General features: G+C 50.1%; 24 protein-coding genes. 16 read left to right on the top strand and 8 right to left on the bottom strand.

The features are described from left to right. Positions 1-4: 4 nt before the first annotated feature. Together BZG20_RS07745 and thiI are read left to right on the top strand one after the other, a co-directional pair. Positions 5-943 carry a flagellar motor protein MotB gene (locus tag BZG20_RS07745; RefSeq protein WP_077578625.1) on the top strand — a complete coding sequence of 313 codons (939 nt, stop codon included), beginning with the start codon at positions 5-7 and terminating at the stop codon, positions 941-943. A gap of 148 nt (positions 944-1,091) precedes the next feature. Continuing rightward, entirely contained in the window at positions 1,092-2,540 is a 1,449-nt protein-coding gene (gene thiI / locus BZG20_RS07740) for a tRNA uracil 4-sulfurtransferase ThiI (RefSeq protein WP_077578624.1), read from the top strand. A 68-nt stretch (positions 2,541-2,608) separates the two neighbouring features. Here the strand turns inward: thiI and BZG20_RS07735 are convergent, their stop codons facing one another. From BZG20_RS07735 to BZG20_RS07705, 7 genes are all read right to left on the bottom strand, one after another. After that, on the bottom strand, positions 2,609-3,214 hold the full coding sequence (locus tag BZG20_RS07735; protein ID WP_077578623.1) for a DJ-1 family glyoxalase III: 606 nt from the start codon (positions 3,212-3,214) through the stop codon (positions 2,609-2,611). Next, complete coding sequence (locus BZG20_RS07730; RefSeq protein WP_077578622.1) at positions 3,211-4,101, bottom strand: 2-dehydropantoate 2-reductase; 891 nt, start codon at positions 4,099-4,101, stop codon at positions 3,211-3,213. The genes BZG20_RS07735 and BZG20_RS07730 overlap by 4 nt, the downstream gene beginning before the upstream one ends. A gap of 88 nt (positions 4,102-4,189) precedes the next feature. Next, entirely contained in the window at positions 4,190-5,026 is an 837-nt protein-coding gene (locus BZG20_RS07725; RefSeq protein ID WP_077578639.1) for an outer membrane protein OmpK, read from the bottom strand. Between the two features lie 221 nt (positions 5,027-5,247). Then, the gene (locus tag BZG20_RS07720; RefSeq protein ID WP_077578621.1) at positions 5,248-6,642 is read right to left on the bottom strand and encodes an MFS transporter; all 1,395 of its coding nucleotides are present in this window, start codon (positions 6,640-6,642) and stop codon (positions 5,248-5,250) included. 22 nt (positions 6,643-6,664) lie between these two features. Continuing rightward, positions 6,665-7,225, bottom strand: coding sequence for a peptidylprolyl isomerase (locus tag BZG20_RS07715; protein WP_077578620.1), 561 nt, complete (start codon positions 7,223-7,225; stop codon positions 6,665-6,667). Between the two features lie 2 nt (positions 7,226-7,227). Continuing rightward, entirely contained in the window at positions 7,228-7,797 is a 570-nt protein-coding gene (locus tag BZG20_RS07710) for a YajG family lipoprotein (RefSeq protein WP_046073758.1), read from the bottom strand. Between the two features lie 19 nt (positions 7,798-7,816). Further along, positions 7,817-8,959: a methyltransferase gene (locus BZG20_RS07705; RefSeq protein WP_077578619.1), complete on the bottom strand. Its 1,143-nt coding sequence runs from the start codon at positions 8,957-8,959 to the stop codon at positions 7,817-7,819. Positions 8,960-9,134: 175 nt separating this feature from the next. Here BZG20_RS07705 and bolA point away from each other — a divergent pair, with 175 nt between their 5' ends. The 10 genes from bolA (at position 9,135) to dinB (ending at position 18,282) form a co-directional block, all read left to right on the top strand. Beyond that, positions 9,135-9,446 (top strand): transcriptional regulator BolA, encoded by a 312-nt coding sequence (bolA, locus tag BZG20_RS07700; RefSeq protein WP_077578618.1) that lies wholly within the window; start codon positions 9,135-9,137, stop codon positions 9,444-9,446. A gap of 419 nt (positions 9,447-9,865) precedes the next feature. Then, the gene (locus BZG20_RS15920) at positions 9,866-11,206 is read left to right on the top strand and encodes a Na(+)-translocating NADH-quinone reductase subunit A (protein WP_108743429.1); all 1,341 of its coding nucleotides are present in this window, start codon (positions 9,866-9,868) and stop codon (positions 11,204-11,206) included. Between the two features lie 3 nt (positions 11,207-11,209). Then, positions 11,210-12,451, top strand: a complete 1,242-nt coding sequence (locus BZG20_RS15915) for an NADH:ubiquinone reductase (Na(+)-transporting) subunit B (protein WP_046073755.1) — start codon at positions 11,210-11,212, stop codon at positions 12,449-12,451. Beyond that, positions 12,441-13,244: a Na(+)-translocating NADH-quinone reductase subunit C gene (locus BZG20_RS07690; RefSeq protein ID WP_077578617.1), complete on the top strand. Its 804-nt coding sequence runs from the start codon at positions 12,441-12,443 to the stop codon at positions 13,242-13,244. The genes BZG20_RS15915 and BZG20_RS07690 overlap by 11 nt, the downstream gene beginning before the upstream one ends. Beyond that, a complete protein-coding gene (locus BZG20_RS07685) occupies positions 13,237-13,869 on the top strand; it encodes an NADH:ubiquinone reductase (Na(+)-transporting) subunit D (protein WP_046073753.1) in 633 nt (210 codons plus the stop codon). The genes BZG20_RS07690 and BZG20_RS07685 overlap by 8 nt, the downstream gene beginning before the upstream one ends. 6 nt (positions 13,870-13,875) lie before the next feature. Then, entirely contained in the window at positions 13,876-14,472 is a 597-nt protein-coding gene (gene nqrE / locus BZG20_RS07680) for an NADH:ubiquinone reductase (Na(+)-transporting) subunit E (RefSeq protein ID WP_046073752.1), read from the top strand. A 31-nt stretch (positions 14,473-14,503) separates the two neighbouring features. Next, entirely contained in the window at positions 14,504-15,727 is a 1,224-nt protein-coding gene (gene nqrF, locus BZG20_RS07675) for an NADH:ubiquinone reductase (Na(+)-transporting) subunit F (protein ID WP_046073751.1), read from the top strand. Positions 15,728-15,811: 84 nt separating this feature from the next. After that, on the top strand, positions 15,812-16,828 hold the full coding sequence (locus BZG20_RS07670; RefSeq protein WP_046073750.1) for an FAD:protein FMN transferase: 1,017 nt from the start codon (positions 15,812-15,814) through the stop codon (positions 16,826-16,828). A 101-nt stretch (positions 16,829-16,929) separates the two neighbouring features. After that, complete coding sequence (nqrM, locus tag BZG20_RS07665) at positions 16,930-17,151, top strand: (Na+)-NQR maturation NqrM (protein ID WP_046073749.1); 222 nt, start codon at positions 16,930-16,932, stop codon at positions 17,149-17,151. Positions 17,152-17,205: 54 nt separating this feature from the next. Next, positions 17,206-18,282 carry a DNA polymerase IV gene (gene dinB / locus BZG20_RS07660; protein ID WP_077578616.1) on the top strand — a complete coding sequence of 359 codons (1,077 nt, stop codon included), beginning with the start codon at positions 17,206-17,208 and terminating at the stop codon, positions 18,280-18,282. On the opposite strand, the gene BZG20_RS07655 is transcribed toward dinB, so the two are convergent. Beyond that, the gene (locus tag BZG20_RS07655) at positions 18,279-19,742 is read right to left on the bottom strand and encodes an aminoacyl-histidine dipeptidase (RefSeq protein WP_046073748.1); all 1,464 of its coding nucleotides are present in this window, start codon (positions 19,740-19,742) and stop codon (positions 18,279-18,281) included. The two genes, dinB and BZG20_RS07655, sit on opposite strands and share 4 nt — an antisense overlap. 714 nt (positions 19,743-20,456) lie before the next feature. Between BZG20_RS07655 and BZG20_RS07650 the strand changes: the two genes are divergently transcribed. From BZG20_RS07650 to crl, 4 genes are all read left to right on the top strand, one after another. Continuing rightward, complete coding sequence (locus BZG20_RS07650; protein WP_046073747.1) at positions 20,457-21,749, top strand: NCS2 family permease; 1,293 nt, start codon at positions 20,457-20,459, stop codon at positions 21,747-21,749. Positions 21,750-21,805: 56 nt separating this feature from the next. After that, complete coding sequence (gene gpt, locus BZG20_RS07645; RefSeq protein ID WP_069361135.1) at positions 21,806-22,261, top strand: xanthine phosphoribosyltransferase; 456 nt, start codon at positions 21,806-21,808, stop codon at positions 22,259-22,261. Positions 22,262-22,426: 165 nt separating this feature from the next. Beyond that, complete coding sequence (gene frsA, locus BZG20_RS07640) at positions 22,427-23,680, top strand: esterase FrsA (RefSeq protein WP_077578615.1); 1,254 nt, start codon at positions 22,427-22,429, stop codon at positions 23,678-23,680. Positions 23,681-23,837: 157 nt separating this feature from the next. Further along, positions 23,838-24,239, top strand: a complete 402-nt coding sequence (crl, locus tag BZG20_RS07635) for a sigma factor-binding protein Crl (protein WP_077578614.1) — start codon at positions 23,838-23,840, stop codon at positions 24,237-24,239. The last annotated feature ends 81 nt before the right edge of the window (positions 24,240-24,320 follow it).

Genomic DNA, 24,320 nt, shown 5'->3' with positions numbered 1-24,320 from the left:
CTTCATGGCACAACAACAAGAAGAAGAGGAATGTAAATGTCCGCCTCCCGGCTTACCGCCGTGGATGGGGACGTTTGCGGACTTGATGTCGCTTCTTATGTGCTTTTTCGTCCTTCTGTTGTCATTTTCAGAGATGGATGTGCTTAAGTTTAAGCAAATTGCCGGTTCGATGAAGTTCGCTTTCGGGGTACAAAATGTCCTTGAGGTGAAAGACATTCCCAAAGGAACCAGTGTGATTGCCCAAGAGTTCCGTCCGGGACGCCCAGAGCCGACACCGATTGAAGTCATCATGCAGCAAACCATTGATATGACGCAGCGCACCTTGGACTTTCAAGAGGGCGAAGATGATCGGTCGGGCGGCTCCCAACGCAATACATCAGATAAGGAAGGCGGCACCAGCGCCCAAGTGGCGTCACAATTGGAGCAGCAGCGAATGCAGCAGCAACTTGAGCAGCTGCAAAAGGCGTTGATGCAGGCGTTGCAACGCGAAATCGATGAAGGCGCGGTTGAAGTAGAGAATTTAGGGCAACAGTTGGTGATAAGGATCCGCGAAAAAGGGGCGTTTCCACAAAACTCGGCGTTTCTGCAGCCTAAGTTCCGCCCCATGGTGCGTCAAATCGCGCAACTGGTAAAAGACGTGCCGGGGGAAATAAAAGTCTCAGGACATACCGACAGCACACCTTTGGAGTCAGAGCTGTACCGATCCAATTGGGATCTCTCCGCACAGCGTGCGGTGTCAGTGGCACAAGAGATGGAGAAAGTGCCTGGTTTTAACCATTTAAGGATGAAAGTGGAAGGCCTGGCGGATACCAAGCCGCGTGCCCCGAACAACTCACCGGAAAACCGTGCATCTAACCGACGCGTGGAAATTGCTGTGATCCAAGGAAAACCCACCTATTCGGATGAAATCTCTACCGAGAACGCGTCCCCCAATGCCCCCTAGCGGCCTATCCCGGTGATAACTGACTGTCTGATAAGGCAAGTTGTCACCGGTCACTCCCACTTTTTAGCGACGCAAAAATACCCGGTTTCAGCGGCAGCCTGGTTATTGTATAATCCGCGGCCTTGTTTCCAGCTGTATCGAACCGGTTATGAAGTTTATCGTTAAAATTCACCCTGAGGTGATCGTCAAAAGTGAGTCAGTCAGAAAGCGTTTTACAAAAATCCTCGAATGCAATATTCGTAATATTTTAAAGCGTCGGACTGATAATACGGCGGTATATAACCGTCGGGATCACATTGAGGTGACGTTAAAACAACCTAACGAGCGCCAATTGGTTTTGGATGTGCTGACCAACACACCAGGCGTGCAAACCGTGCTTGAGGTTGAGCAAACCCTGTTTAACGATTTACATCATATCTATGAGCTCACTTTGGCGGACGTACGTCATCAAATCGAAGGCAAAACCTTTTGTGTGCGCGCTAAGCGTCGTGGGCAGCATGACTTTACCTCTATCGATCTTGAGCGCTATGTCGGTGGCGGATTAAACCAAGCCGTCCCGTCGGCCAGCGTGCAACTGAAAAAACCGGATGTCACCGTGATGATGGAAGTGGACCACGACAAGCTCAACGTGGTGAAACATCGTCACGCAGGCTTAGGGGGCTTTCCGCTCGGTACACAGGAAGATGTATTGAGCTTGATCTCTGGCGGGTTCGATTCAGGCGTTTCCAGTTATTTGCACATTAAACGCGGCAGTAAAGTGCACTACTGTTTCTTTAATCTAGGCGGAAAATCGCATGAAACGGGTGTGCAGCAGGTGTCTCATTACCTATGGAATAAATTTGGCTCGTCGGCCAAAGTGAAGTTTATTTCGATTGATTTTGAGCCAGTTGTTAACAACATCCTGGAAAATATCGATAACGCGCAAATGGGCGTGGTGCTTAAGCGTATGTTTATGCGTGCGGCGGCCATGGTGGCCAAACGGTTTGGTATTCAGGCACTGGTGACCGGTGAGGCGTTAGGACAGGTGTCGAGCCAAACACTGACCAACCTGCGCATGATTGATAATGTCACCGATAGCTTGATTTTGCGTCCACTGATTAATTGGGACAAAGAAGACATTATTCAAACGGCGCGTAAAATTGGTACGGAAGATTTCGCCAAGACCATGCCTGAGTATTGTGGCGTGATTTCCAAAAAGCCAACGGTGAAAGCCGAAAAAGCTAAGCTGGAACACGAAGAAACCAAATTTGATTTTAGCTTGCTAGAACAAGTGGTTGATAACGCCACTGTGATGGATATCCGTGATATCGAAGCATTGAGCCAAGAAAAAGCGCCGGAAGCGGAGCTGGTTAATGAGGTAGAGAACGGCGCAGTAGTGCTTGATATTCGCAGCCGTGAAGAGCAAGAAGATAAGCCTCTTGAGATTGAAGGCGTCGATGTCGTGCATATTCCCTTCTTTAAACTGGCGACCCAGTTTGGCGACCTTGACCAAACGAAAACCTATTTGCTCTATTGCGAGCGAGGCGTGATGAGTCGCTTGCAGGCGCTGTATCTTAAAGATATGGGCTTTGAGAATGTCAAAGTGTATCGGGTGTAACGCAGTTTTGCCGCAATAAAAACAGGCAGCCATTTGGCTGCCTGTTTACGTTTGAGCCTTGCATGAGCCTAGCCTTCTGTAAACTTTTTCTCATAATGCAGTTGAGGCAGAGGCATCATCGGCTCCGCGACTTGCCATGCCAAGGCTTTGCCGCCGAGCACGTGAACGATTTCAATCGCGAACTCCATTGCCGAGCCTGGCCCCTGACTGGTAATTAAACGGTGGTCATAATCGGTCATCACGCGGCGGCGGCTTAGCCATTGCTCTGGGATCTGATCGCTAACGCTCGGGTGACAACTCATGTGTGACTGTGGGAATAGCTGGTGGCGTTGTAGTACCAAAGCTGGTGCGGCACAAATCGCAGCGACCCAAGCATTGTCGCTCTGTTGTTGTTTAACCATTTCAGTCACAAGGTTGCTGTCCCCCAAACACTGCGCGCCTTCAATCCCTCCGGGTAAGATCACACAGTCAAATGGTTGATCGGCCACCATCGCCAGCGCCGCGTCGCAAACTAGCTTCACGCCACGCGAGCAGGTTAGCGTGAGCGCGCCTTCCGGATCGGCGCTGGCCACGGTGACGTTAAATCCGGCACGCTTCATCACATCGATGGCGGTCACGGCTTCCATTTCTTCTGTGCCATTGGCCATACAAATCAGGACTCGTTTATCACTCATGATGATTCCTTATTGCTCTCTACTTGTTGAACGGCTTGGTAGAGCTGCTGGTGGTGTGGGGTTGAGATCTGGTGTGCCTGTGCGCGTTGCAGCACATAGCCCGTAATGTATTCCAGCTCTGTTGGGCGACGGTAAAACACATCGCGATTCATTGAAGAGTAGTTGTCAGCGGTTGCCTTGGCGACCGTTTCCACACGTTGACGCACCTCGGTGGCAGAGGCGAGGATCCGCTCCGCCCGCATCACAGTGGCTAATTCTTGACACAGCGCATCAATAATAGGGTCATAATCAAGCTTGAGCAGCTCACCGTTTTTGATCCCGTGTAAAGCGGTGAGCGGGTTGATGACGCTATTGACTGCCAGTTTATACCATAGCGATTCAATGATATTGGTCTGCCAGGTTGCTGTCGGCAAGGCATGATCCAACACATCCGCAAGAAACTGACAGGCTTCACCGGCTTTGTTACCTGCCCCGAGCGCCGTGGGGCCATGGCCCGTATGTTGATATTCGCCTGTTTCAGTACGAAATACCCCTTGTGAGGTGGTTGCGAGTAGCAGCGGCTGGCTGGCAGGTAGGGAATCAATGAGCCATTGGTGAGGTCCCATCCCATTATGCATCAGCATTACCATGGTTTCCGGCTCGAGATGAGTAAAGCACGGGGTTAAGGCTGCTTGCACGTCATAGGCTTTGGTGCAAACCAGCCAAAGATCACTGCAACGAAGTAAGTCTGGTTGGTTGGCGGGCAAGATAAGGGAGTGACCGTCAAGATTCAGCGTTCGCTCATCAGCGCCATCGCGGGTGATAAGATGAACGTGATGGCCAGCTTGGCTTAATTTTACTGCCCATAAGGTGCCGATCGCACCCGCGCCTATCAAGGTGATCCGCATGACACTCGCCTACTGGTTAAAAGGCCAGTGTATCATAGACAATATAAGGCGGGGAGCACAGCGCCGGCAGGGACCGGCGCTGATAAGATTAGAATTTATACGTCGCGCTAAGGTAGTGAGAAATCCCTGAGCTGTCAGCGACTGCACCTACAACATTGTTGGCATTACCATCTTCAAAAAGATAAACATCATTATAGGCTTTTAGACCATAACCGAGGGCGTAGTTGTCTGAGTGCCAGTACAGGCCGTTAAACATCGCACCGCCATGGGTCGCTTGATTGTTGCCTTTAAAGTTGTCATCGGCACCGAATTGGTAATCGATATAACCTTGGTATGACAGGAAGCTACCGTTGTCGAAAAAGTGGAAAGGTTTAAACCAGTTGGTCGAGAATTGATAGCCATTCCAATCTTTGTTATTGATGTCATACAAGCCATAAAGGTTCATGCCTACTTTACCAAACCACGGCAGCTCGACATCGGCACCGATACCCCAGAACGAGTTGTTGACATCACCATCGCCACCGCCCCAGTTAAACAGGGTTGAAAAGTAGACTTCTTGTACCGGGCCAAACGACAAATCTTGTCCGGTGATGCCATCAATTGAGAAGCGCGGCGCCAACTTCATGAACGCTTTCGATGCACCTTTTTTATTGTTGTTATCACTGTCGTCTTCAGCCAAGTCAAAAATATCCACATAACCATAGAGATCGACCACGCCTTTGCGGCCGCCAAACTCCATTTCTAGATAGTTATGATCTTTATCGGTGTCATCACCAAACTGTACTTTTTCATCAATCGAGTACATGGCATTAAACTGAAGCCATTTATGATCATTTTTGTAGATGTCATCCGAGTAATCGGCGGCGTTAGCAACGGATACGCCGCTGGCGGCGATAACGGCGAGTGCGAGTAGGGATTTTTTCATAGTGACTGCCTCTGCTGGGTCTTGTTGTTGCGCAGTGCGCATTGGATAGACGCAGTATATTGATTAAGTTCACTATAAAGAATGTAATAAACATAGACACAAAAAAAGGCTGTGATCAGCAGCGGATTGTAAACCGTTGCATGACAGTTTTATGTGATCATTGTTACTGAATTAATCACAGTGGCGCGCAAAATTTTGCACTCCACTGTGATATCTCTGGGTTAGTCACGACGGGAATTTAGGCAGTGTCCAGCACGCTTTTCATTTTGTGACGGTGATTGGCGAAAGTGCCTACCGATGTAGATCAGCATGACCAGTCCGGGGATCACCATTAGCGCGGTTATTACGAAAAATGTTGACCAGCTATCGAGCCAGTCGACCATCATGCCACTGAACGACGCGACCGTAGTGCGACCTAGGTTCCCCAAGGACGCGAGCAGTGCATACTGGGTGGCCGAAAACGCACGGCCGGTCAAGAAGGTCAAGAAAGAGACGAATGCAATAGTGGCAAAGGCCGAGGTAAAGTTATCCACCAAGATGGCACCCAGGAGCAGGTGCTCGTTGGGGCCGACCATTGCAATCCAGGCGAACATGAGGTTGCTGGATGCCATGGCAACACCGCCAATAAACAGCCCTTTAATCACGCCAAAGCGTAGATTAATGTAGCTGCCAATCAAGGTGTAAACCACGGTAAGCCCCCAGCCGACCAGCTTGGAGTAATAACCAATTTGCTCATTGGTAAAGCCGACATCTTTGTAAAACACGATCGACATGCGACCGAGAAAGGCTTCGCCCAGTTTGAACAAAAAGACAAACAACAGCAGCGTGAGGGCTACATTAATGCCGTTGCGACGGAAGAACTCGGCAAAAGGTTCCACCACCGTCACAGCAAACCAGGCTTGGAAGCCACTATAGCCCTGGCTGAGATAATGTTTGGTGGCATTGTCTTGGCGCTGTTCACGATCACTGACAGGCTCTTTGACATACAGGGTCGCGAGAATCATTAAGCCGACAAAGCCGGCCATTATCACATAAACTTGGTTCCACCCTATGGCATCGGCATTAATAAAACCGATATAGCCAGGCACGGAATAACCTGTCCACCAACCAATGACTGACATCGCCGAGGCGAGCGGAAACTTCTCGGTTTCGTGTTCGGCGAAGTTATCGATGCGGAAGGCATCAATGGCAATGTCTTGTGTAGCTGACGCGAGAGCGATAGAAAAAATCAGCGATGAAAGCACAAGGGTGGTGACCCATGGGTCAATCGCTTGCAGGCCTTGCATGTTAACCCGAGACAAGGCCAAGGTGGCCAAAAGCATCAGTGATTGTGTCACCACAATCCAGCTGCGGCGATGGCCGAGCTTCTCATTCAGTACCGGGATTTTAAGCCTATCAAGCAGGGGCGCCCACAAAAAGTTGACGGCGTATAGCACGAACACTGAGCCAAAAAGGCCAATAGCAGTGCGCGATAACCCCTCATCGGCCAGCCAACCATTTAAGTTGGAGCCAATTAATACCCAAGGGAAACCACTACAGCACCCCATTAAAAAAACAAAGAGCAGGCGACGGTCGGCGTAGGCCGCCAAGGTCGTTTTTAGCTTGGATGACTGCATAATAAGGTGGCCTACTTAAAGACTAGGGGATTGAGACACGATTGATAGCGGTAATAATAATCGGTTGCTGCGGCACATCCTGCATCCGTTTGCTAGGGATAGTAACGGTTGGCTGCTCGGTCATGGCCTGGATAGTGTTAAACCCTTCCACGACACGGCCAAACACCGTATACCCCAGCTTAGTTGGGGTTGCATCTAAAAAGCCATTATCACTGACATTGATATAAAATTGGCGAGTGGCAGAGTCGGGATCTTGGGTTCTGGCCATCGCGATAGTGGCGCGACTGTTACGCAGACCATTGCGCGACTCATTATCGACTGGCTCATAGGATGGGCGGCGATTGAGGTCTTTATCAAATCCGCCTCCTTGCACCACAAAACGTGGGATCACCCGATGAAATTGGGTGCCGACGTAACTGCCATCCTCGACGTAGCGTAAAAAGTTGCTGACCGTCTTGGGGGCTTTGTCCTCATTTAGTTGCAAGACAAAGTCTCCCTGGGTCGTTTCAACGGCTACCATCACATTAGCTTGCACTGGCGCCACGACCAGTGCAAGTGCCCATAAAAGTGCGCGTAACTTCATGATTAAAAGTGCGCTTTCATGTGATCAAGCAGCTGCTCATCATTGGCGATGTCTTGTAAGACAGCTTCCAGTAGGTTGTTTAATGCCATTTCGATATCATCAGGCGAGGCGCTGCTAACGCCACTCTGGGTTGATTTGCCGGTATAACGTTTAACAAAGCGGCCATCAGGCGATTCAGCGACCAGCTGCAGTTGCACGGACGCTTCCATGTCGTGTTTAAACACCGTGTGCTTAACACGGACTAAGGCGTCTAGAATATCGAGGCGGAGCATGCCAGGACCATTTGCGACAACGCGGAACCCTTGTGCCGAAAGCTGGCGTGAAAGTGTGTCTTCAAGAACCACGCGCAAGTTTTGGCTGGCATGTAAAGGTTTGACATTAGAGCGACCGCTATCAATCACCGCGACGAACTGAGCCGTCCGTAAATCCTTACTCTTTACCACCACAGGAAGGTTGTTGACCTGTTGCTGATTGGATGACGCTGGGGACGGTGCAATGGTTAGTTGTGGCTCGCGAGGTGTCGAGCAGCCTGCAAGGACCAACACGGCGGCGGCAATAATCAGTTTCTTCATGGGGTTCAGCATCCTTTTGTTAAATTTGGGCGTTGACTGCCTTGAGAATAACGAATTTTTTATTTGACGCAACGACAGTCACGTTACCAAAAAGACGTTTTAGCTTAGTATGATAGCCGAGATGGCGGTTGCCAATGACTAAAAGCGCTCCATTCGTAGTCAGAACACGTTTTGCGTCACAAAACATTTGCCACGCAATATGATCAGTGATGGTCTGTTGTTGATGAAACGGTGGATTGCACAGCACAAGATCGATATCTGTGTGGTCAAAATCGGTCAAGCAATCCCGTGCTGAACATTCAAAGCGACTTGGGTCAATACCATGGCTTTCAAGGTTGTGTTGCGCACTGGCGACGGCCATATGGCTTTCATCGACAGCATAAATGTATGCCTGAGGATTGGTGCGGGCCGCCTGCAGGGCAAGCACACCATTGCCACAACCAAGATCCAGAATTTTTCTTTCTTCGTTCGAGCTTGGGATTTGCGGAAGCATTAAGTAAGCCGCGATATCCAGTTTTTTGGCTGAAAAAACGTTTGGCCAATTAGCCAGACGCATCGAAAATTCAGGCACATCGACATAGCTGCACGGATCGTTCGGTTTTTGTGCAGGAGCGTCCGCAGTGGGAAAGATCAAACGTGCTTTTTTCTTCGCCAATGAGGTGGTGGTGGTGCCAAGCCAGTGCTCAAACTGATTCAGTGTCGAGGTATGGATCTCTTTTGCCTTGGCACCGGCGAGGATGCGTGTGGCCGGCGTTGTTACAGAAGCCAGTTGCTGGAGTTGCCACGCTAACATTTTACTGCTTTTAGGCACCCGCATCATCACCGCATCGAGGGCGGTAGGTAGCGCCTCCATGCTCGAAAGTTGATGGATAGGCGGCAGCTGGTTTTGCTTAAGGTTTGCGGTGGTTGCTTGCTGTGAAACGACAGAATCGCTGATTTGAATCACTTCATAACCTTGCGAGCATGCCCAACAACTTAAGGCGCCAAATTGATCGTTGAGAACTAAAACCCGCGCCCCGTCTTTTAATGGCCAGTTGCTAGCGTGTTCCACCATATATTCATCTGCTGCATCAAACGCTTGCAGCGTTTCATTTTTTCGGCGTGGGTAGCGGTGCAATGTCAGGGTCGATTCGCTACCTGGAATCGCAAGTTGTGTTTTCATGAGAGCGTTTGCGTCGGAGGTCACAGACTGCGTATATTGTCGCACTCACACCACAACTGCAATTCAAACTCGGTGCGTATGCCATTAATGATGACGTGATCAGGCTATTGAATTCGCAATTTTATCGATAACGACTAAGATCTGGGCAACTTGCCCTTAATAGGTTGGGGAAGCCATGAAAATTCAAACGCAAATTACAGAGAAACTGGCACACGCTTTTGCGCCTGTTCATCTTGATGTCCGCAATGAAAGCTATATGCACAATGTGCCCGAAGGCGCAGAGAGTCATTTCAAGGTTGTCGTAGTGTCAGATGAGTTTGAAGGTAAGCGTTTAATACAGCGTCATCGTGCTATCAATACCACCTTGGCGGACGAGCTTGCCAATGATATTCATGCATTGGCTATTCATACTTACACCCCAGAAGAGTGGCAAGAGCAGGCGCAAGCACCAGATTCGCCAGCATGCCGCGGTGGCGGTTTGAAATAATGGTTAGCCAATATGCTTAGGCGTGTTGATTCTTCACGTTATGGCAACAAATTCTTACATAAAGTCATCGGTGGCGATCGTGTCAACGCGCCCCTTGGCACACAACGCTAAGGGCGTGTGGTCGGGGAACGTAACCTTAAGGCGAGCAAAAAAACAACAGTAAAACTGTGAGCTTACAACGAGCATTGTTTGAACAGGTATGCATAATTGCCACGCCCTAGTGACAATACCCATAGAATCAATACTGGGGTTAGTGATAGAATGCCGTGCTTAAAGACTAACCTAGGCTACCTTTGTGTAACGTTATGGTTAGCAGGATGTTGCGACGGTGCGCCCTCAGGCCACCATACAGTCGAAAGTCGTGTCTTTAACTGCGCAATAACAGAATTCTTTTTCCCGTTAATGTAGTGCAAGTGCGTATGATTACAATAAAAAAGGGTTTGGATATCCCCATTGCTGGGACTCCTGCTCAGGTGATAAATGATGGCCCAGCTGTCAAGAAAGTCGCCTTGCTTGGCGAAGAGTACGTTGGAATGCGCCCCACGATGCATGTGCGAGTGGGTGATGTGGTGAAAAAAGGCCAGGGTCTTTTCGAAGATAAGAAAAACCCAGGTGTGGTATTTACTGCTCCAGCAGCTGGTAAAGTGGTTGAAGTCAACCGCGGTGCCAAACGTGTTCTTCAATCTGTCGTCATTGAAGTCGATGGTAACGAGCAAGTCACATTCAGCAAGTATGAAGCTTCGCAACTGGCGTCTCTTGAGCGTCAAGCGGTAGTTGATCAATTGGTTGAATCGGGGATGTGGACTGCGCTCCGCACGCGCCCGTTTAGCCGTTCGCCCGCTATTGATGCGTTGCCGGAAGCTATTTTTGTAAATGCAATGGACACCAATCCGCTCGCCGCGGATCCGAAGGTGATCATTGATGAGCAAAAAGAGGCATTCGTTGCAGGTCTTGATGTACTCTCCCGCTTAACTGACAAAAAAGTGTTTGTCTGTAAGGCGGATGTTGAGTTACCCACCAGTCAGCAACCTAACGTTGAACAACATGTCTTCGCTGGTCCTCACCCAGCAGGCTTAGTTGGCACCCATATCCACCACTTGCGCTCAGCAAGCATGGAGAAAAAGGTGTGGCATCTGAACTACCAAGATGTGATTGCGTTTGGCCACTTGTTCCTTACCGGTGAAATCAACACTGACCGTGTGGTGTCATTGGCAGGCCCGATGGTTAACAAGCCACGCTTGGTGCGCACGCAGTTAGGCGCGAACCTTGATGAGTTGACTGATGGCGAGCTAATGGCGGGTGAAAGCCGTGTTATTTCTGGCTCTGTGCTCTCGGGAACCAAAGCCTCTGGCCCGCATGCTTATTTGGGTCGCTTCCACCTGCAAGTGTCTGTATTGCGTGAAGGCAACGAAAAAGAGCTGTTTGGTTGGTTGTCGCCAGGTAAAAACCGCTTCTCGGTGACGCGTGCCTACCTTGGCCACCTATTCAAAGGCCAACTTTTCAATTTGACCACCTCGACCAACGGCAGTGATCGTTCCATGGTACCAATCGGTAATTATGAGCGAGTAATGCCACTAGATATCGAGCCAACAATGCTGCTGCGTGATATCTGTGCTGGCGATACAGATAGCATGCAACAGCTGGGCGCGCTGGAGTTAGATCCTGAGGATTTGGCCCTTTGTACCTTTGTCTGCCCAGGCAAGTACGAGTACGGACCAATGCTCCGCGAGAGCCTAGAAAAGATTGAGAAGGAAGGGTAACAGATGAGCCTTAAAAATTTTCTAGAGCAAATCGAGCCACACTTTGAGCCAGGCGGCAAACATGAAAAATGGTTTGCCCTGTACGAAGCGGTCGCCACCATTTTGTACACCCCGGGTATGGTGACCAAAGCCGGCGCGCATGTACGTGACAGCATCGATTTGAAACGCATCATGATCATGGTGTGGTTTGCCGTGTTCCCTGCGATGTTCTGGGGCATGTATAACACCGGTAACCAAGCCATCATGGGATTGATGGACTTGTATTCTGGTGATCAACTGGCACAGGTGATCAGTGGTAACTGGCATTATTGGCTCACCGAGTCGATTGCGGGGCCGCTAACCGCCGCGGGGTGGGGAACCAAAACCATTCTAGGCGCCACCTACTTCCTGCCTATTTATGCCACCGTATTTATTGTAGGTGGTTTTTGGGAAGTCCTGTTCTGCATCGTGCGTAAGCATGAAGTCAACGAAGGTTTCTTCGTTACCTCGATTCTCTTTGCGCTGATCGTGCCGCCAACCTTGCCATTGTGGCAGGCTGCACTGGGTATTACCTTTGGTGTGGTGGTTGCAAAAGAAATCTTCGGGGGAACTGGGCGTAACTTCTTGAACCCGGCGCTTGCCGGACGCGCGTTCTTGTTCTTTGCTTATCCCGCGCAGATCTCTGGCGATTTGGTGTGGACAGCTGCAGACGGCTACTCAGGCGCAACGGCACTGAGCCAATGGTATTCAGGTGGTGAAGAAGCACTGCAACACAATGTCACTGGACAAACGATGTCTTGGATGGATGCCTTTATCGGTAATATCCCAGGCTCTATCGGTGAAGTGTCAACCTTGGCTATCTTGATTGGTGGTGCGGCCTTGGTGTACATGCGCATTGCCTCATGGCGCATCATCTTAGGTACCTTCTTGGGTATGGCCGTTGCGGCAACCCTGTTTAACCTGATTGGTTCCGACACTAACCCGATGTTTAGCATGCCTTTTTACTGGCACTTGGTACTAGGTGGCTTTGCATTCGGCATGATGTTTATGGCAACGGATCCCGTTTCAGCCGCGTTTACTAACAAAGCGAAGTGGTGGTACGGCGCATTGATCGGTGCCATGGCTGTGATCATTCGCGTGGTCAACCCAGCATACCCTGAAGGCATGATGCTGGCGATCCTGTTCGCTAACCTGTTTGCACCCTTGTTCGATAACTTGGTGATTCAGGGCAACATCAAACGGAGACTGGCTCGTAATGGCAAGTAGTAACGATAGTATTAAGAAAACGCTGATCGTTGTTATCGCGTTGAGCTTGGTGTGCTCAATCGTAGTATCCGGTGCAGCGGTAGCGCTACGTCCTTTGCAGCAGATGAACGCAAAGCTAGACGTACAAAAGAACATTCTTTCAGTCGCCGGCATTGAGGTGTCGGGCGGTAAGAGTGCGATCAACGATGCGTACAACAAGTACATTGAGCCGCGTCTAGTTAGCCTAGAAAAAGGCGACTTTGTTAGCGCTGATGCGGTGAATGTTGAGGAAGTCGCTGACTATGATCAGCGTGAAGCCGCCAAAGACCCTGAATTGTCAAGAAAACTGAGTGGTGAGGAAAACATTGCGGGTTTTGGCCGTCGTGCTGATATCGCAAAGATCTACTTAGTGAAAAACGACGCAGGTGATTTGCAACGTCTCATCTTGCCAGTTAAAGGCTCGGGTCTTTGGAGCATGATGTATGCGTTTGTTGCGGTCGAGCCCGATGGCAATACGGTGGCAGACATCGTCTATTATGAGCAAGGGGAAACCCCGGGCTTGGGTGGCGAAGTTGAAAACCCGAAATGGCGCGCGAAGTGGGATGGCAAAAAGCTGTTTAACGACCAAGGCGAGCCTGCTATCAAGGTGGTTAAAGGCGGTGCACCGAGTGATAGTGAACACGGTATTGATGCGCTATCGGGTGCAACCCTGACCAGTAACGGTGTGGAGAAACAATTTGATTTCTGGCTAGGTGATTTGGGCTTTGGTCCATTCCTAGCAAAAGTTCGTGAGGGAGGCCTGACCAATGGCTGAAGCGAAAGAACTGAAGAAAAATCTGCTATCGCCGGTGTTAGACAATAACCCGATTGCCCTTCAGGTTCTCGGTGTATGTTCGGCACTGGCGGTGACGACGCAGATGCAAACGGCCTTTGTTATGACCTTGGCGGTGATGTTCGTGACTGCCATGTCTAACTTGTTCGTATCGCTGATCCGCAATCACATTCCTAACAGTGTACGTATCATCGTGCAAATGGCGATCATCGCGTCATTGGTTATCGTGGTTGACCAGACACTCAAAGCCTTTGTCTACGATATTTCCAAGCAGCTATCGGTATTTGTTGGCCTTATCATTACCAACTGTATCGTGATGGGCCGCGCGGAAGCGTATGCGATGAAATCGTCGCCGCTGCCGTCATTTATCGATGGTTTGGGTAACGCACTAGGTTATGGTTTCGTTCTGATGACGGTTGCCTTCTTCCGCGAGCTTCTGGGCTCAGGCTCTGTCTTTGGCGTGTCTATCCTGCCTGTAGTCAGTGAAGGGGGTTGGTATCAGCCAAACGGCATGATGCTATTGGCCCCATCTGCATTCTTCCTAATCGGCTTTTTGATTTGGATTGTGCGTACCTTCAAACCAGAACAAGTTGAAGCGAAGGAGTAACAGCACATGGAACATTATTTGAGCCTGCTGGTGCGCTCAATCTTTATTGAGAACATGGCGCTGGCATTCTTCCTCGGCATGTGTACGTTCTTGGCGGTATCTAAGAAAGTCAAAACAGCGTTTGGCCTTGGTGTCGCCGTGGTGGTGGTATTGACTATCGCAGTACCGGTTAACAATTTGGTCTACAACCTGATCCTGCGTGAAGACGCGTTGGTGAAGGGGATCGATCTAAGCTTTCTAAACTTTGTGACCTTTATCGGTGTTATCGCCGCATTGGTCCAGATCTTGGAAATGGTATTAGACCGCTTCTTCCCGCCACTTTACAACGCGTTAGGTATCTTCCTGCCGTTGATCACGGTGAACTGCGCCATCTTTGGTGGCGTATCATTCATGGTACAGCGTGATTACAACTTCGCAGAGTCAGTCGTATATGGCTTCGGCTCTGGGGTGGGCTGGATGTTAGCCATCGTCGCCCTTGCGGGTATCCGTGAGAAAATGAAGTATTCAGACGTGCCGCCAGCACTGCGGGGATTGGGGATCACCTTTATCTCTGTTGGCCTGATGGCATTGGGCTTTATGTCTTTCTCTGGTGTGCAACTGTAAGCCGGGTAAACTGCGAGAAAAGGAATAGTCAATGGACATTATTCTTGGTGTAGTGATGTTTACTCTGATTGTGCTGGCATTGGTATTGGTGATCTTGTTCGCCAAATCCAAGCTGGTACCAACCGGAGACGTCACAATTGATATCAATGACGATCCTGAAAAAGCGATCGTTACTCAGCCAGGCGGTAAACTGCTTGGCGCACTGGCTGGTGCTGGTGTGTTTGTATCGTCTGCCTGTGGTGGCGGTGGTTCATGTGGTCAGTGCCGCGTGAAGATCAAAGAAGGTGGTGGTGATATTCTGCCGACCGAGCTTGACCACATCACCAAAGGTGAAGCACGTGAAGGTGAGCGTCTTTCATGTCAGGTTGCAGTCAAGCAAGACATGAAAATCGAGCTTCCCGAAGAAATCTTTGGGGTGAAAAAATGGGAATGTGAAGTTATCTCCAACGATAACAAAGCCACCTTCATCAAAGAGCTTAAACTACGTATCCCTGATGGTGAGTCGGTTCCCTTCCGAGCTGGCGGTTATATTCAAATTGAAGCGCCACCGCACCACATCAAATACTCAGACTTTGATATTCCAGAGGAATATCTTGAAGACTGGGAGAAGTTTAATCTTTTCCGCTATGAGTCGAAGGTGGATGAAGAGATCATCCGTGCGTACTCGATGGCAAACTACCCAGAAGAGGAAGGCATTATCATGCTGAACGTGCGTGTGGCAACGCCACCACCACGTAATCCTGATGTGCCACCAGGTCAGATGTCGTCCTATATTTGGTCACTCAAGCCAGGTGACAAGTGTACAATCTCTGGGCCATTCGGTGAGTTCTTTGCTAAAGACACCGATGCGGAGATGGTATTTGTGGGTGGTGGTGCCGGTATGGCGCCAATGCGCTCACACATCTTTGACCAGCTTAAGCGTCTGAACACCGATCGTAAGATCACCTTCTGGTATGGTGCGCGCTCTAAGCGAGAAATGTTCTATGTCGAAGACTTCGATATGCTCCAAGAGCAAAACGATAACTTCGAGTGGTATTGTGCGCTATCGGATCCACTTCCAGAGGATAACTGGGAAGGGGACACGGGCTTTATTCACAATGTCCTTTATGAAAACTACTTGAAAGATCATGAAGCGCCAGAAGATTGTGAATATTACATGTGTGGGCCGCCGATGATGAACGCCGCCGTGATTGGTTTGCTTAAAGACCTGGGTGTCGAAGACGAAAACATTCTTCTGGATGATTTCGGCGGGTAAACACCGACAGTCTGTCTTACCTCTTAATGGCTGGCCTATGGGTCAGCCATTTTACGTATGAAACTGATGTCGAAGGACACCACTATGAAGACGTTATGGTTACGCTGTGCATGGGTATTTGCGCTAGCTGTCGGATTGCTCGGTTGCGACCGTGCTCCTGAGCTGGTGCATCTGACCGGTGAGACCATGGGAACATACTACTCGGTGAAATATATCGCCACCGACAACGCGCCATCACAGGATGTGATTCAAGCTGAAATTGATAAGCGCTTGGAACGAGTCAACGATCAGATGTCGACGTATCGTACCGATTCTGAACTCAGCCAGTTCAATCAGCGGAAAGCGGATACACCAATGGACGTATCGCCAGCAACCGCGACCGTGGTGAAAGAAGCGATTCGGCTGAATGAGTTCACTCAAGGGGCGCTCGATGTCACTGTAGGCCCGTTGGTGAACTTATGGAGCTTTGGCCCCGAGAAACGCCCAGAGAATATTCCGAGCGACAAAGACATCGCCTCACGCATGGAAAGGATTGGGTTGGAGCATTTACAGGTTGAAGGCAACACCCTCACCAAAACCCATCCTGATCTGTATGTCGATTTGTCGACGATTGCCAAAGGGTATGGGGTAGATGTGGTCGCCAATTATCTCGCCACGCTTGGTCTCGATAATTATTTGGTTGAGATTGGCGGTGAGTTACAATTAAAGGGTGTCAACCAAGATCAAAACCCGTGGCGGATTGCCATCGAAAAACCCAGTGCTGGCGCGCAATCTGTGCAAGAGATCATTCAGCCCGGTGATATGGCCGTCGCTACGTCTGGCGATTACCGTAACTATTTTGAGCAAGATGGTGTACGTTATTCGCACATTATCGACCCCAAAACAGGACGACCCATTAATCATCACCTCGTGTCCGTCACTGTGCTTGATCCGTCTTGCATGACCGCTGATGGTTTAGCGACGGGCTTTATGGTGTTGGGGCCGGAAAAGGCCATGGCGCTGGCCAACCAAGCGGATATTCCCGCGTTTATGGTGGTCAAAACCGATGACGGGTTTACAGAAATGGCGTCAGAGGCCTTTAAACCGTACCTAAACCGTTAGTGCGTCACGCGCACTGGCGGCTACTATTACACGCATTAGGCGTGGAACTAGCGTTCAGCGTTATGTTGCTGAGCGTGACGACTAAAAGTAGGTGAGCAATTATGTCAGTTTTTCTTATCACCTTTGCTGTCTTTGTACTCGTCATTGCCGGCATGGCAATTGGTTACATCGTGCAGCAGAAAACGATCAGTGGTAGCTGTGGTGGCTTAGGGGCCGTCGGTATCGAAAAAGAGTGCGACTGCCCAGAGCCATGTGATGCGCGGAAAAAGCGAGAAGATCGCGCGGAAAAAACGCGTGAATGGAAGAAAAACCAAATCATCTAAAGAGAATGCCCACCGTGGTGACCGCCACGGTTGGGCTGTTAGCGACGCAGCATAATGACGAGCTCAAAAACCCGCCGAGCGAGCAAGAAAATTATCCATATCGACATGGACTGTTTTTATGCGGCCGTCGAAATGCGGGATAATCCTGCGTTACAAACCATTCCCTTAGCGATTGGTGGGTCTGCGGATGGGCGAGGTGTGATAGCGACCTGTAATTATCCGGCGCGCCGATTTGGGATCCGCTCGGCAATGGCGACCGCCCAAGCTCTTAAACTATGCCCTGGGTTAACCGTGATGCGCGGCGATATGGGCAAATACCGCCGAGTATCTCAGCAGCTTCATGCTATTTTTCATCGCTACACCGATCTCATCGAGCCGTTATCTTTGGATGAAGCTTACCTCGATGTCACCGACACTGTGTGTCTACAAAACTCTGCGACGCGGATAGCTCAAGCGATTCGGCGCGATATTTATCAAGAGCTTGGTCTCACCGCATCAGCCGGTGTAGCACCGGTGAAGTTTGTCGCTAAAGTCGCCTCTGACAAAAACAAACCGGATGGCATTTGTGTGGTGGGGCCTGAGCAGGTGGATGACTTTGTCCGTGACCTCCCTTTGCAGTCAATTCCTGGTGTGGGTCGAGTCACATTGACAAAACTACATGAATGGAACCTTTTTACTTGCGCAGATATCCAGGCCTGCGATCAAACCGATTTGATACAGCGGATGGGGAAATTTGGTGCCGTGCTATGGCAGCGGGCGCACGGTATTGACCCACGAGAGGTTGAAGTTGAGCGAGTTCGCAAATCCGTGGGCGTAGAGCGGACCCTCTCCGAGGATATTGACCAGCTCGAGGCCTGTCTACCCTGGATAGATCACCTCTATCAAGCGTTATTGGTTCGCTTAGAAAAAGCCGATGCTAGTGGCCGAATTTGTCGGCAGGGGATAAAAATCAAGTTCAATGATTTTCAAACCACCACGGTGGCGCATCGATGCGAGTCACTTGACCGCGCGTTGTTTGATACCTTGCTGCATGAGGCGTTTTATCGTGGCGAGGGACGACACATACGACTGATTGGGCTATCGGTGGGATTGGGGGACGATAATGCCCCCCAACTTAGCTTACTGGGTTAGGCTGATTTAGTGGGGATCGCCTTTAAAATCGCCTGCATTTGCTGCCAGTAATGGCCCACACTGTCGATATGCACTTTTTCATCGGGTGAATGTGGGAACTTGATGGTCGGGCCGAAGGAGATCATATCCATCGTTGGATACGGCTTCTTAAACAAGCCACATTCAAGGCCAGCATGAATCACCATAATGTCAGGCTTACGCTGATAAATACCTTCATAGGTGTCACGGAAAATATGCATGATTTGTGAGTCAGGATCGGGCTTCCAGCCTGGATATGCGCCTGAGAACTCGACCGTGACATTGGCGAGGCTTGCCAAAGATTGCAGCATCCCCTGCATCATTTCTCTGCCTGAATCGATTAACGAGCGGATCAGAAATAGCACAGTAATGCGATCCTCTTCGGTGTTGATAACCCCTAAATTCAGTGACGTTTCGACCACGCCCGGAACATCATCACTCATTCTGACAACGCCGTTTGGTGCGGCATTCAAGGCCGCCAATAAACGGGATTGCACGGCGCGTGTCAGCGGTGCAATGGGGTTATCACACGGCTCTAGAATGACAGTGACTTGCTGTTCAAGCTGGCCAAGTTCGTCTTTCATCAGCATGGCAAAATCATCGACAGCCGCCGCCAGCGCTTGCTGCTGGCCTTTAGGGATGGCGATATCGGCAAACGCCTCTCGCGGGATGGCATTACGCAAGGTGCCGCCCCGCAATGCGAGTAGGCGTGTATCCGTTTCTCCAAGATGATGACTGAGCAAACGGGCCAGTAATTTATTGGCATTGGCGCGTCCGGTGTGGATGTCGACTCCTGAGTGACCACCTTTTAGCCCTTTGATCCCCACGGTAAAGCGCGCAAGCCCCTCGTCGTTGATTTGTCGCTCAATCGGAAAATGCATGCTGGCATCGACGCCACCGGCACACCCCATATAGACTTCGCCTTCTTGCTCCGAATCCGTGTTGAGCAAAACGTCGCCTTCTAGCCATCCTGCTTCCAAGCCAAATGCGCCATCCATTCCGGCTTCTTCATTGGTGGTAAGTAGCACCTCTAGCGGGCCATGCTCAATGTCATCCGCATCTAGTACCGCAAGGCATGAAGCCATGCCAATGCCATTGTCCGCGCCTAATGTCGTGCCATCAGCGGTCACCCAGTCACCATCGACATAAGGACGAATAGGATCGCGAGTGAAATCGTGATCGGTATGCTCGTTTTTCTGCGGCACCATATCCAAGTGGGCTTGGAGTACGACCCCTTTACGGTTTTCCATTCCGGGCGTTGCCGGTTTACGAATAAATACGTTCCCCGTTTGATCCTGACGGACGTCTAGGCCGCGCCCTTTAGCCCAGTCGATAATAAATTGAGCAAGTTGCGACTCATGATAAGAGGGATGAGGAATAGCACAGATCTGGTCGAAGAATGCCCAAACGGGGCGGGGTGATAATTGGCTGATTTCAGACACGGTAGACTCCATTTTATTTTATCTATGGCCTTTTTCGTAGCAGGCCTCTCTGGAATGGAAAAACAAACCCAAGGATATCACTGTCTCTATGTCGACAACAGTCACGGAGAGAAACCACTTATGCCGGCATTACTAGGCGTTTTTATTGTAACTAAATTACACATATGAACTTTTTGTGACTATGGTCACCATTATACTTGTAAATAAATTACCATTGGGGTATTATCTAGACATTGGCAACCAAGCTTGCCAGTTGTTCATGGAGTGAACCCGAGTATTCGCCTCCAAGGAACCGAGATAAATGTGAACAACATTGGTTTAAACTTGAGAGAGGTTAAAAATGGAAGGCATGGTATCAAGCTACTACTGGAACCAGCAGTCAGTCTATACACAAGGTTTTACGTATCCGGCACCGTTCGGGTATAGCAAGTAAGTTTTACGATTCCCCCGCTCTTACAGAGACATTTCTGATCCAGAAGCAAACGCTTTAATTCTGGCGCCGCACAATGTGTGGCGTTTTTTTTGCCTGTTTGCTACCAAATAATGACGATTTTGACAGTTATCTGTTCGAGTCGGCGATATTTACCCTTGTTCCGGTCTTTTTACGCTGGAAATTTCCGCCATCGATCGGTAAGATTTGCGCCAAATTTTACCACGCAAACGTTTTCCTTTTGGTATCTAGCGATACACCACTTTTAGTTTGGGACATAACCGATGTTAGAGCGTTTATTTAAACTCAAGGCCCATGGCACAGATCTTCGCACGGAAGTGATTGCTGGGTTTACCACCTTCTTAACCATGGCGTACATCATATTCGTCAACCCATCGATTTTAGCCGAAACGGGCATGGACAAAGGCGCTGTCTTTGTCGCCACCTGTCTCGCTGCCGCAATTGGTTGTTTGGTGATGGGGATTGTTGCCAACTATCCGGTGGCGCAGGCGCCGGGGATGGGCTTGAATGCTTTCTTCACCTACACGGTGGTATTGCAAATGGGACACTCGTGGCAAGTTGCGCTAGCGGCGGTCTTTATCTCGGGCCTATGTTTTATCTTGCTGAGTGTATTGCGCGTGCGAGAGTGGATTATTAACTCCATTCCCATGTCATTGAGGACGGGGATCTCCGCTGGTATTGGTCTTTTCTTGGCACTGATTGCCTTACAAAATGCGGGGATTGTGGTTGATCATCCAGCCACCATGGTGGCACTGGGCGATGTGACCGCGTTCGCCCCCGCGATGGCGGCACTCGGGTTCTTCCTGACCATTGGCCTTGTGCATCGTGGTTTGAAAGGGGCGGTCATGATTGCGATTTTAGCGGTCACCGTGATTGGTGTGATTGCCGGAGATGTGGCTTATGGGGGCGTGATGTCAGCACCACCGAGCTTAGCACCGACGTTTATGCAGCTAGATTTTTCTGGCGCATTGGAAGTGGGGTTGGTGTCGATTGTGTTCGCATTTTTGTTTGTTGACCTTTTTGATACCGCAGGAACCTTAGTGGGTGTGGCACAGCGCGCGGAACTTCTCGACAAAGATGGTAAACTACCGCGTTTAAATCGTGCTTTACTGGCAGACAGTACCGCGACCTCCGTCGGGGCGCTTTTAGGCACGTCAAACACGACTTCTTACATTGAGAGTGTCTCCGGGGTCGCCGCGGGCGGGCGCACAGGCCTAACGGCGGTCGTTGTCGGCATCTTGTTTTTGCTCGCGCTCTTTTTTGCGCCGCTCGCAGGGATGGTGCCAGCTTATGCGACCGCCGGCGCATTGTTTTATGTGGCGATCTTGATGATGTCTGGCTTAGTCGGTATCAATTGGCGAGATCTCACAGAAGCGGCCCCTGTGGTGGTTGTCTGTTTGCTGATGCCGCTGACGTATTCGATTGCAAGCGGTATCGGGCTTGGCTTTATTGCGTTTTGTGCCGTAAAAACCTTTGCGGGCAAAGGGCGAGAAGTCCCTGTCAGTATTTGGATTTTGGCGGGGTTGTTCTTACTCAAGTTCGTTTTCTTGGTGTAAAACAGCTGCCCACATTGATGTTATAACAAGGCGAGAGTCGCCACGAGGTTTTCACCATGAGCAATAAGTTTATTATCACTTGGGACAATATGCAGATGTACACCCGTCAGTTGGCGGAGAAATTGCTGCCCGCAGAGCAATGGAAGGGGATTATTGCCGTAAGCCGCGGAGGCCTCGTACCCGCAGCCATACTGGCTCGTGAATTGGGTATTCGTCATGTCGATACTGTGTGTATTTCAAGCTATGACCATGACCATCAACGCGATATGCGAGTGGTGAAGCAAGCCCCAGGTGATGGTGAAGGCTTTATCGTGGTGGATGATCTGGTCGATACCGGGGGTACCGCAGAAATGGTCCGCCAGCTATACCCGAAAGCGCGCTTCGTCACTGTCAGTGCTAAGCCGGCAGGGAAACCTTTGGTAGATGACTATGTGGTCGATATTGCCCAAGACACCTGGATTGAACAGCCTTGGGATATGGCGGTCAGTTATATTGATCCCATCGCCAAGTAAGTCATTCATACTCCCACCCCAAAAAACGTCGCGTTGTTACGCGGCGTTTTTGGTTTCTGGGGTGACGCTTTTGGCTGGTATGGCTGATTAGTGCGGAAAATCATGGCCTTGATATGTGTATGGTTTAAACTAACAGCACGTTACATAAAAAGCCTAGGAGCGGGTGTGTCGGACAACGAATCACAAAATCTATCGGTCAAGCTGTTTGCTAAACACAAGCATGCCACCGAGACATCGACCCTGTTCGGTGCCGTTCAGCAAACCCAACAGTCAGATTACTCGGCATTTGATGGTGACAGTGAGTCGAGTTGGTATCGAATGCGCCGTCGTGGTCAGTGGACGTGGCAAGGGGTTGAGCCATTGGAAATGGAGGCCATCTTTGCCCGTATCGCTCACTCAGACAACTCGCGTTCGGTAGAAACATTGCTCGATACCGTTGAAGGCTACCGCTCGGGAAACTGGAATTATGAATGGACAGCGGTTGGCATGCAGCATCAAAAAGCCGCCCAAGCCTTGATGGATGAGGGAAAAGCCAAACAAGCGGGGGAGCAATGGCTACAAGCTTGCACATATTTTGGTATTGCCGCTTACCCACACTTGAAAGGGGACAGCTTGGCGCTACAGTCGGAAACCTTGGCATTTAAGGCGTTCGAGAGTGCGATTGCACAACTGCCGTTCACAGTGAAAACGGTGGAGACGCGGCTAGATGGGAAATCATTGAAAGGATATCTCTATTTACCCCGCACCGACGCCACGCTACCGGTGGTTATCTTAAGCGGCAGCTTAGATAGCTTACAAACTGACTTGTGGCGCTTGTTTGTTGACTATTTTGCCCCCGCCGACATTGCTGTGTTGACCCTAGATATGCCTTCCGTGGGGCATAGCTGCCATTGGCATCTCAATGAAGATACCAGCCGTTTGCACACCGCGATGTTGGATAAGTTGGTCGATGTCCCTTGGGTGGATCATCACCGTGTGGGCACCATGGGCATTCGCTTTGGTGCCAATCCGGCAGTGAGAATGGCGTTTCTCGAGCCGCATCGCGTGAAAGCCAGTGCGTCACTCGGTGGTATTGTTCATGCGTTACTGACAGACGCCTCTTTAATGAAAAAAATGCCGCCTATGTACTTGGATACCCTCGGATCACGCTTGGGGCGTCGTATTCCTATCGACACATTAAAAACGCGCTTACAGGCGTGGTCGCTAAAAAACCAAGGGTTGCTTACTGGCCGACGCACTGAGGTGCCGATCTTAGCGCTTAGCCTAAAAGATGATCCCGTTTGTCCGGAGTCAGACAATCAAATGATCGCCAGGTACAGTCGTGGTGGCAAAGCCATGACGTTACCCAATACCCCACTGCACGATGGTTATCACCGTGCCTTGACCGAAACCGTTAAGTGGTTCGAGGATGTGCTCTAATCGGGATACCGCGGCACGGATAGCATAGGCGCTACCCGTGAGAGGGATAAAAATGAAGATGTGATCCACCGCTGAAAGCGGGATATTGTCGTTCACCTGATGGCTAAGCCCATGATATACCATGAACAAGGACGTCACAGTGCCATTGGAGGACACGATGAGCGATAAATTACCGCTTTCACATGGACGATTAAAAACACGCTTTACTGCATTGGGCCCCTACTTTCGAGAAGGAAAGTCAGACACCGAGCGCTACTTCTTCGATAGCCTTTCTGTCTGTGTGGATGCTAAAAAAGATCCTGACGCACGTGAGTTCTGGGGCTGGTGGTTTGAAATGACCCCGGAGGGGGAAGGGTTTACCTATCGTTATGGGTTTGGTTTATTTGATAAAAAAGGGGATTGGGTCGCCAAGTCGATTCCGCGTGAAGCGCAAGCGGCCGTGGATAAAACCTTGACTAACTTTTATGCCAAATTGAGTGCGTTGCTGGACGATGAACTAGGCCTGTCTCTTTCACCAAGCCAAGCACTGACTGAGCCGGAACTGGCCTGCTCTGAATAACCCGTCATTTGCCTGATCCCACCCCTTGTTAAATAGGTGAGGGATTGATAAAAGAGAGACATACGCTTTTGTGGATCAGGC

Origin of the sequence: Salinivibrio sp. IB868 (assembly GCF_001995655.1) — a bacterium.
In the GTDB taxonomy this organism is placed as follows: domain Bacteria; phylum Pseudomonadota; class Gammaproteobacteria; order Enterobacterales; family Vibrionaceae; genus Salinivibrio; species Salinivibrio siamensis.
The sequence above is the reverse complement of the archived record's forward strand: the minus strand, read 5'-3'. Positions and strand labels throughout refer to the sequence as shown.

Bases quoted from the DNA above. Each gene is read 5' to 3' on its own strand.
- BZG20_RS07745 (WP_077578625.1), top strand. From the start codon at position 5: ATGGCACAACAACAAGAAGAAGAGGAATGTAAATGTCCGCCTCCCGGC.
- thiI (WP_077578624.1), top strand. From the start codon at position 1,092: ATGAAGTTTATCGTTAAAATTCACCCTGAGGTGATCGTCAAAAGTGAG.
- BZG20_RS07735 (WP_077578623.1), bottom strand. From the start codon at position 3,214: ATGAGTGATAAACGAGTCCTGATTTGTATGGCCAATGGCACAGAAGAA.
- BZG20_RS07730 (WP_077578622.1), bottom strand. From the start codon at position 4,101: ATGCGGATCACCTTGATAGGCGCGGGTGCGATCGGCACCTTATGGGCA.
- BZG20_RS07725 (WP_077578639.1), bottom strand. From the start codon at position 5,026: ATGAAAAAATCCCTACTCGCACTCGCCGTTATCGCCGCCAGCGGCGTA.
- BZG20_RS07720 (WP_077578621.1), bottom strand. From the start codon at position 6,642: ATGCAGTCATCCAAGCTAAAAACGACCTTGGCGGCCTACGCCGACCGT.
- BZG20_RS07715 (WP_077578620.1), bottom strand. From the start codon at position 7,225: ATGAAGTTACGCGCACTTTTATGGGCACTTGCACTGGTCGTGGCGCCA.
- BZG20_RS07710 (WP_046073758.1), bottom strand. From the start codon at position 7,797: ATGAAGAAACTGATTATTGCCGCCGCCGTGTTGGTCCTTGCAGGCTGC.
- BZG20_RS07705 (WP_077578619.1), bottom strand. From the start codon at position 8,959: ATGAAAACACAACTTGCGATTCCAGGTAGCGAATCGACCCTGACATTG.
- bolA (WP_077578618.1), top strand. From the start codon at position 9,135: ATGAAAATTCAAACGCAAATTACAGAGAAACTGGCACACGCTTTTGCG.
- BZG20_RS15920 (WP_108743429.1), top strand. From the start codon at position 9,866: ATGATTACAATAAAAAAGGGTTTGGATATCCCCATTGCTGGGACTCCT.
- BZG20_RS15915 (WP_046073755.1), top strand. From the start codon at position 11,210: ATGAGCCTTAAAAATTTTCTAGAGCAAATCGAGCCACACTTTGAGCCA.
- BZG20_RS07690 (WP_077578617.1), top strand. From the start codon at position 12,441: ATGGCAAGTAGTAACGATAGTATTAAGAAAACGCTGATCGTTGTTATC.
- BZG20_RS07685 (WP_046073753.1), top strand. From the start codon at position 13,237: ATGGCTGAAGCGAAAGAACTGAAGAAAAATCTGCTATCGCCGGTGTTA.
- nqrE (WP_046073752.1), top strand. From the start codon at position 13,876: ATGGAACATTATTTGAGCCTGCTGGTGCGCTCAATCTTTATTGAGAAC.
- nqrF (WP_046073751.1), top strand. From the start codon at position 14,504: ATGGACATTATTCTTGGTGTAGTGATGTTTACTCTGATTGTGCTGGCA.
- BZG20_RS07670 (WP_046073750.1), top strand. From the start codon at position 15,812: ATGAAGACGTTATGGTTACGCTGTGCATGGGTATTTGCGCTAGCTGTC.
- nqrM (WP_046073749.1), top strand. From the start codon at position 16,930: ATGTCAGTTTTTCTTATCACCTTTGCTGTCTTTGTACTCGTCATTGCC.
- dinB (WP_077578616.1), top strand. From the start codon at position 17,206: ATGACGAGCTCAAAAACCCGCCGAGCGAGCAAGAAAATTATCCATATC.
- BZG20_RS07650 (WP_046073747.1), top strand. From the start codon at position 20,457: ATGTTAGAGCGTTTATTTAAACTCAAGGCCCATGGCACAGATCTTCGC.
- gpt (WP_069361135.1), top strand. From the start codon at position 21,806: ATGAGCAATAAGTTTATTATCACTTGGGACAATATGCAGATGTACACC.
- crl (WP_077578614.1), top strand. From the start codon at position 23,838: ATGAGCGATAAATTACCGCTTTCACATGGACGATTAAAAACACGCTTT.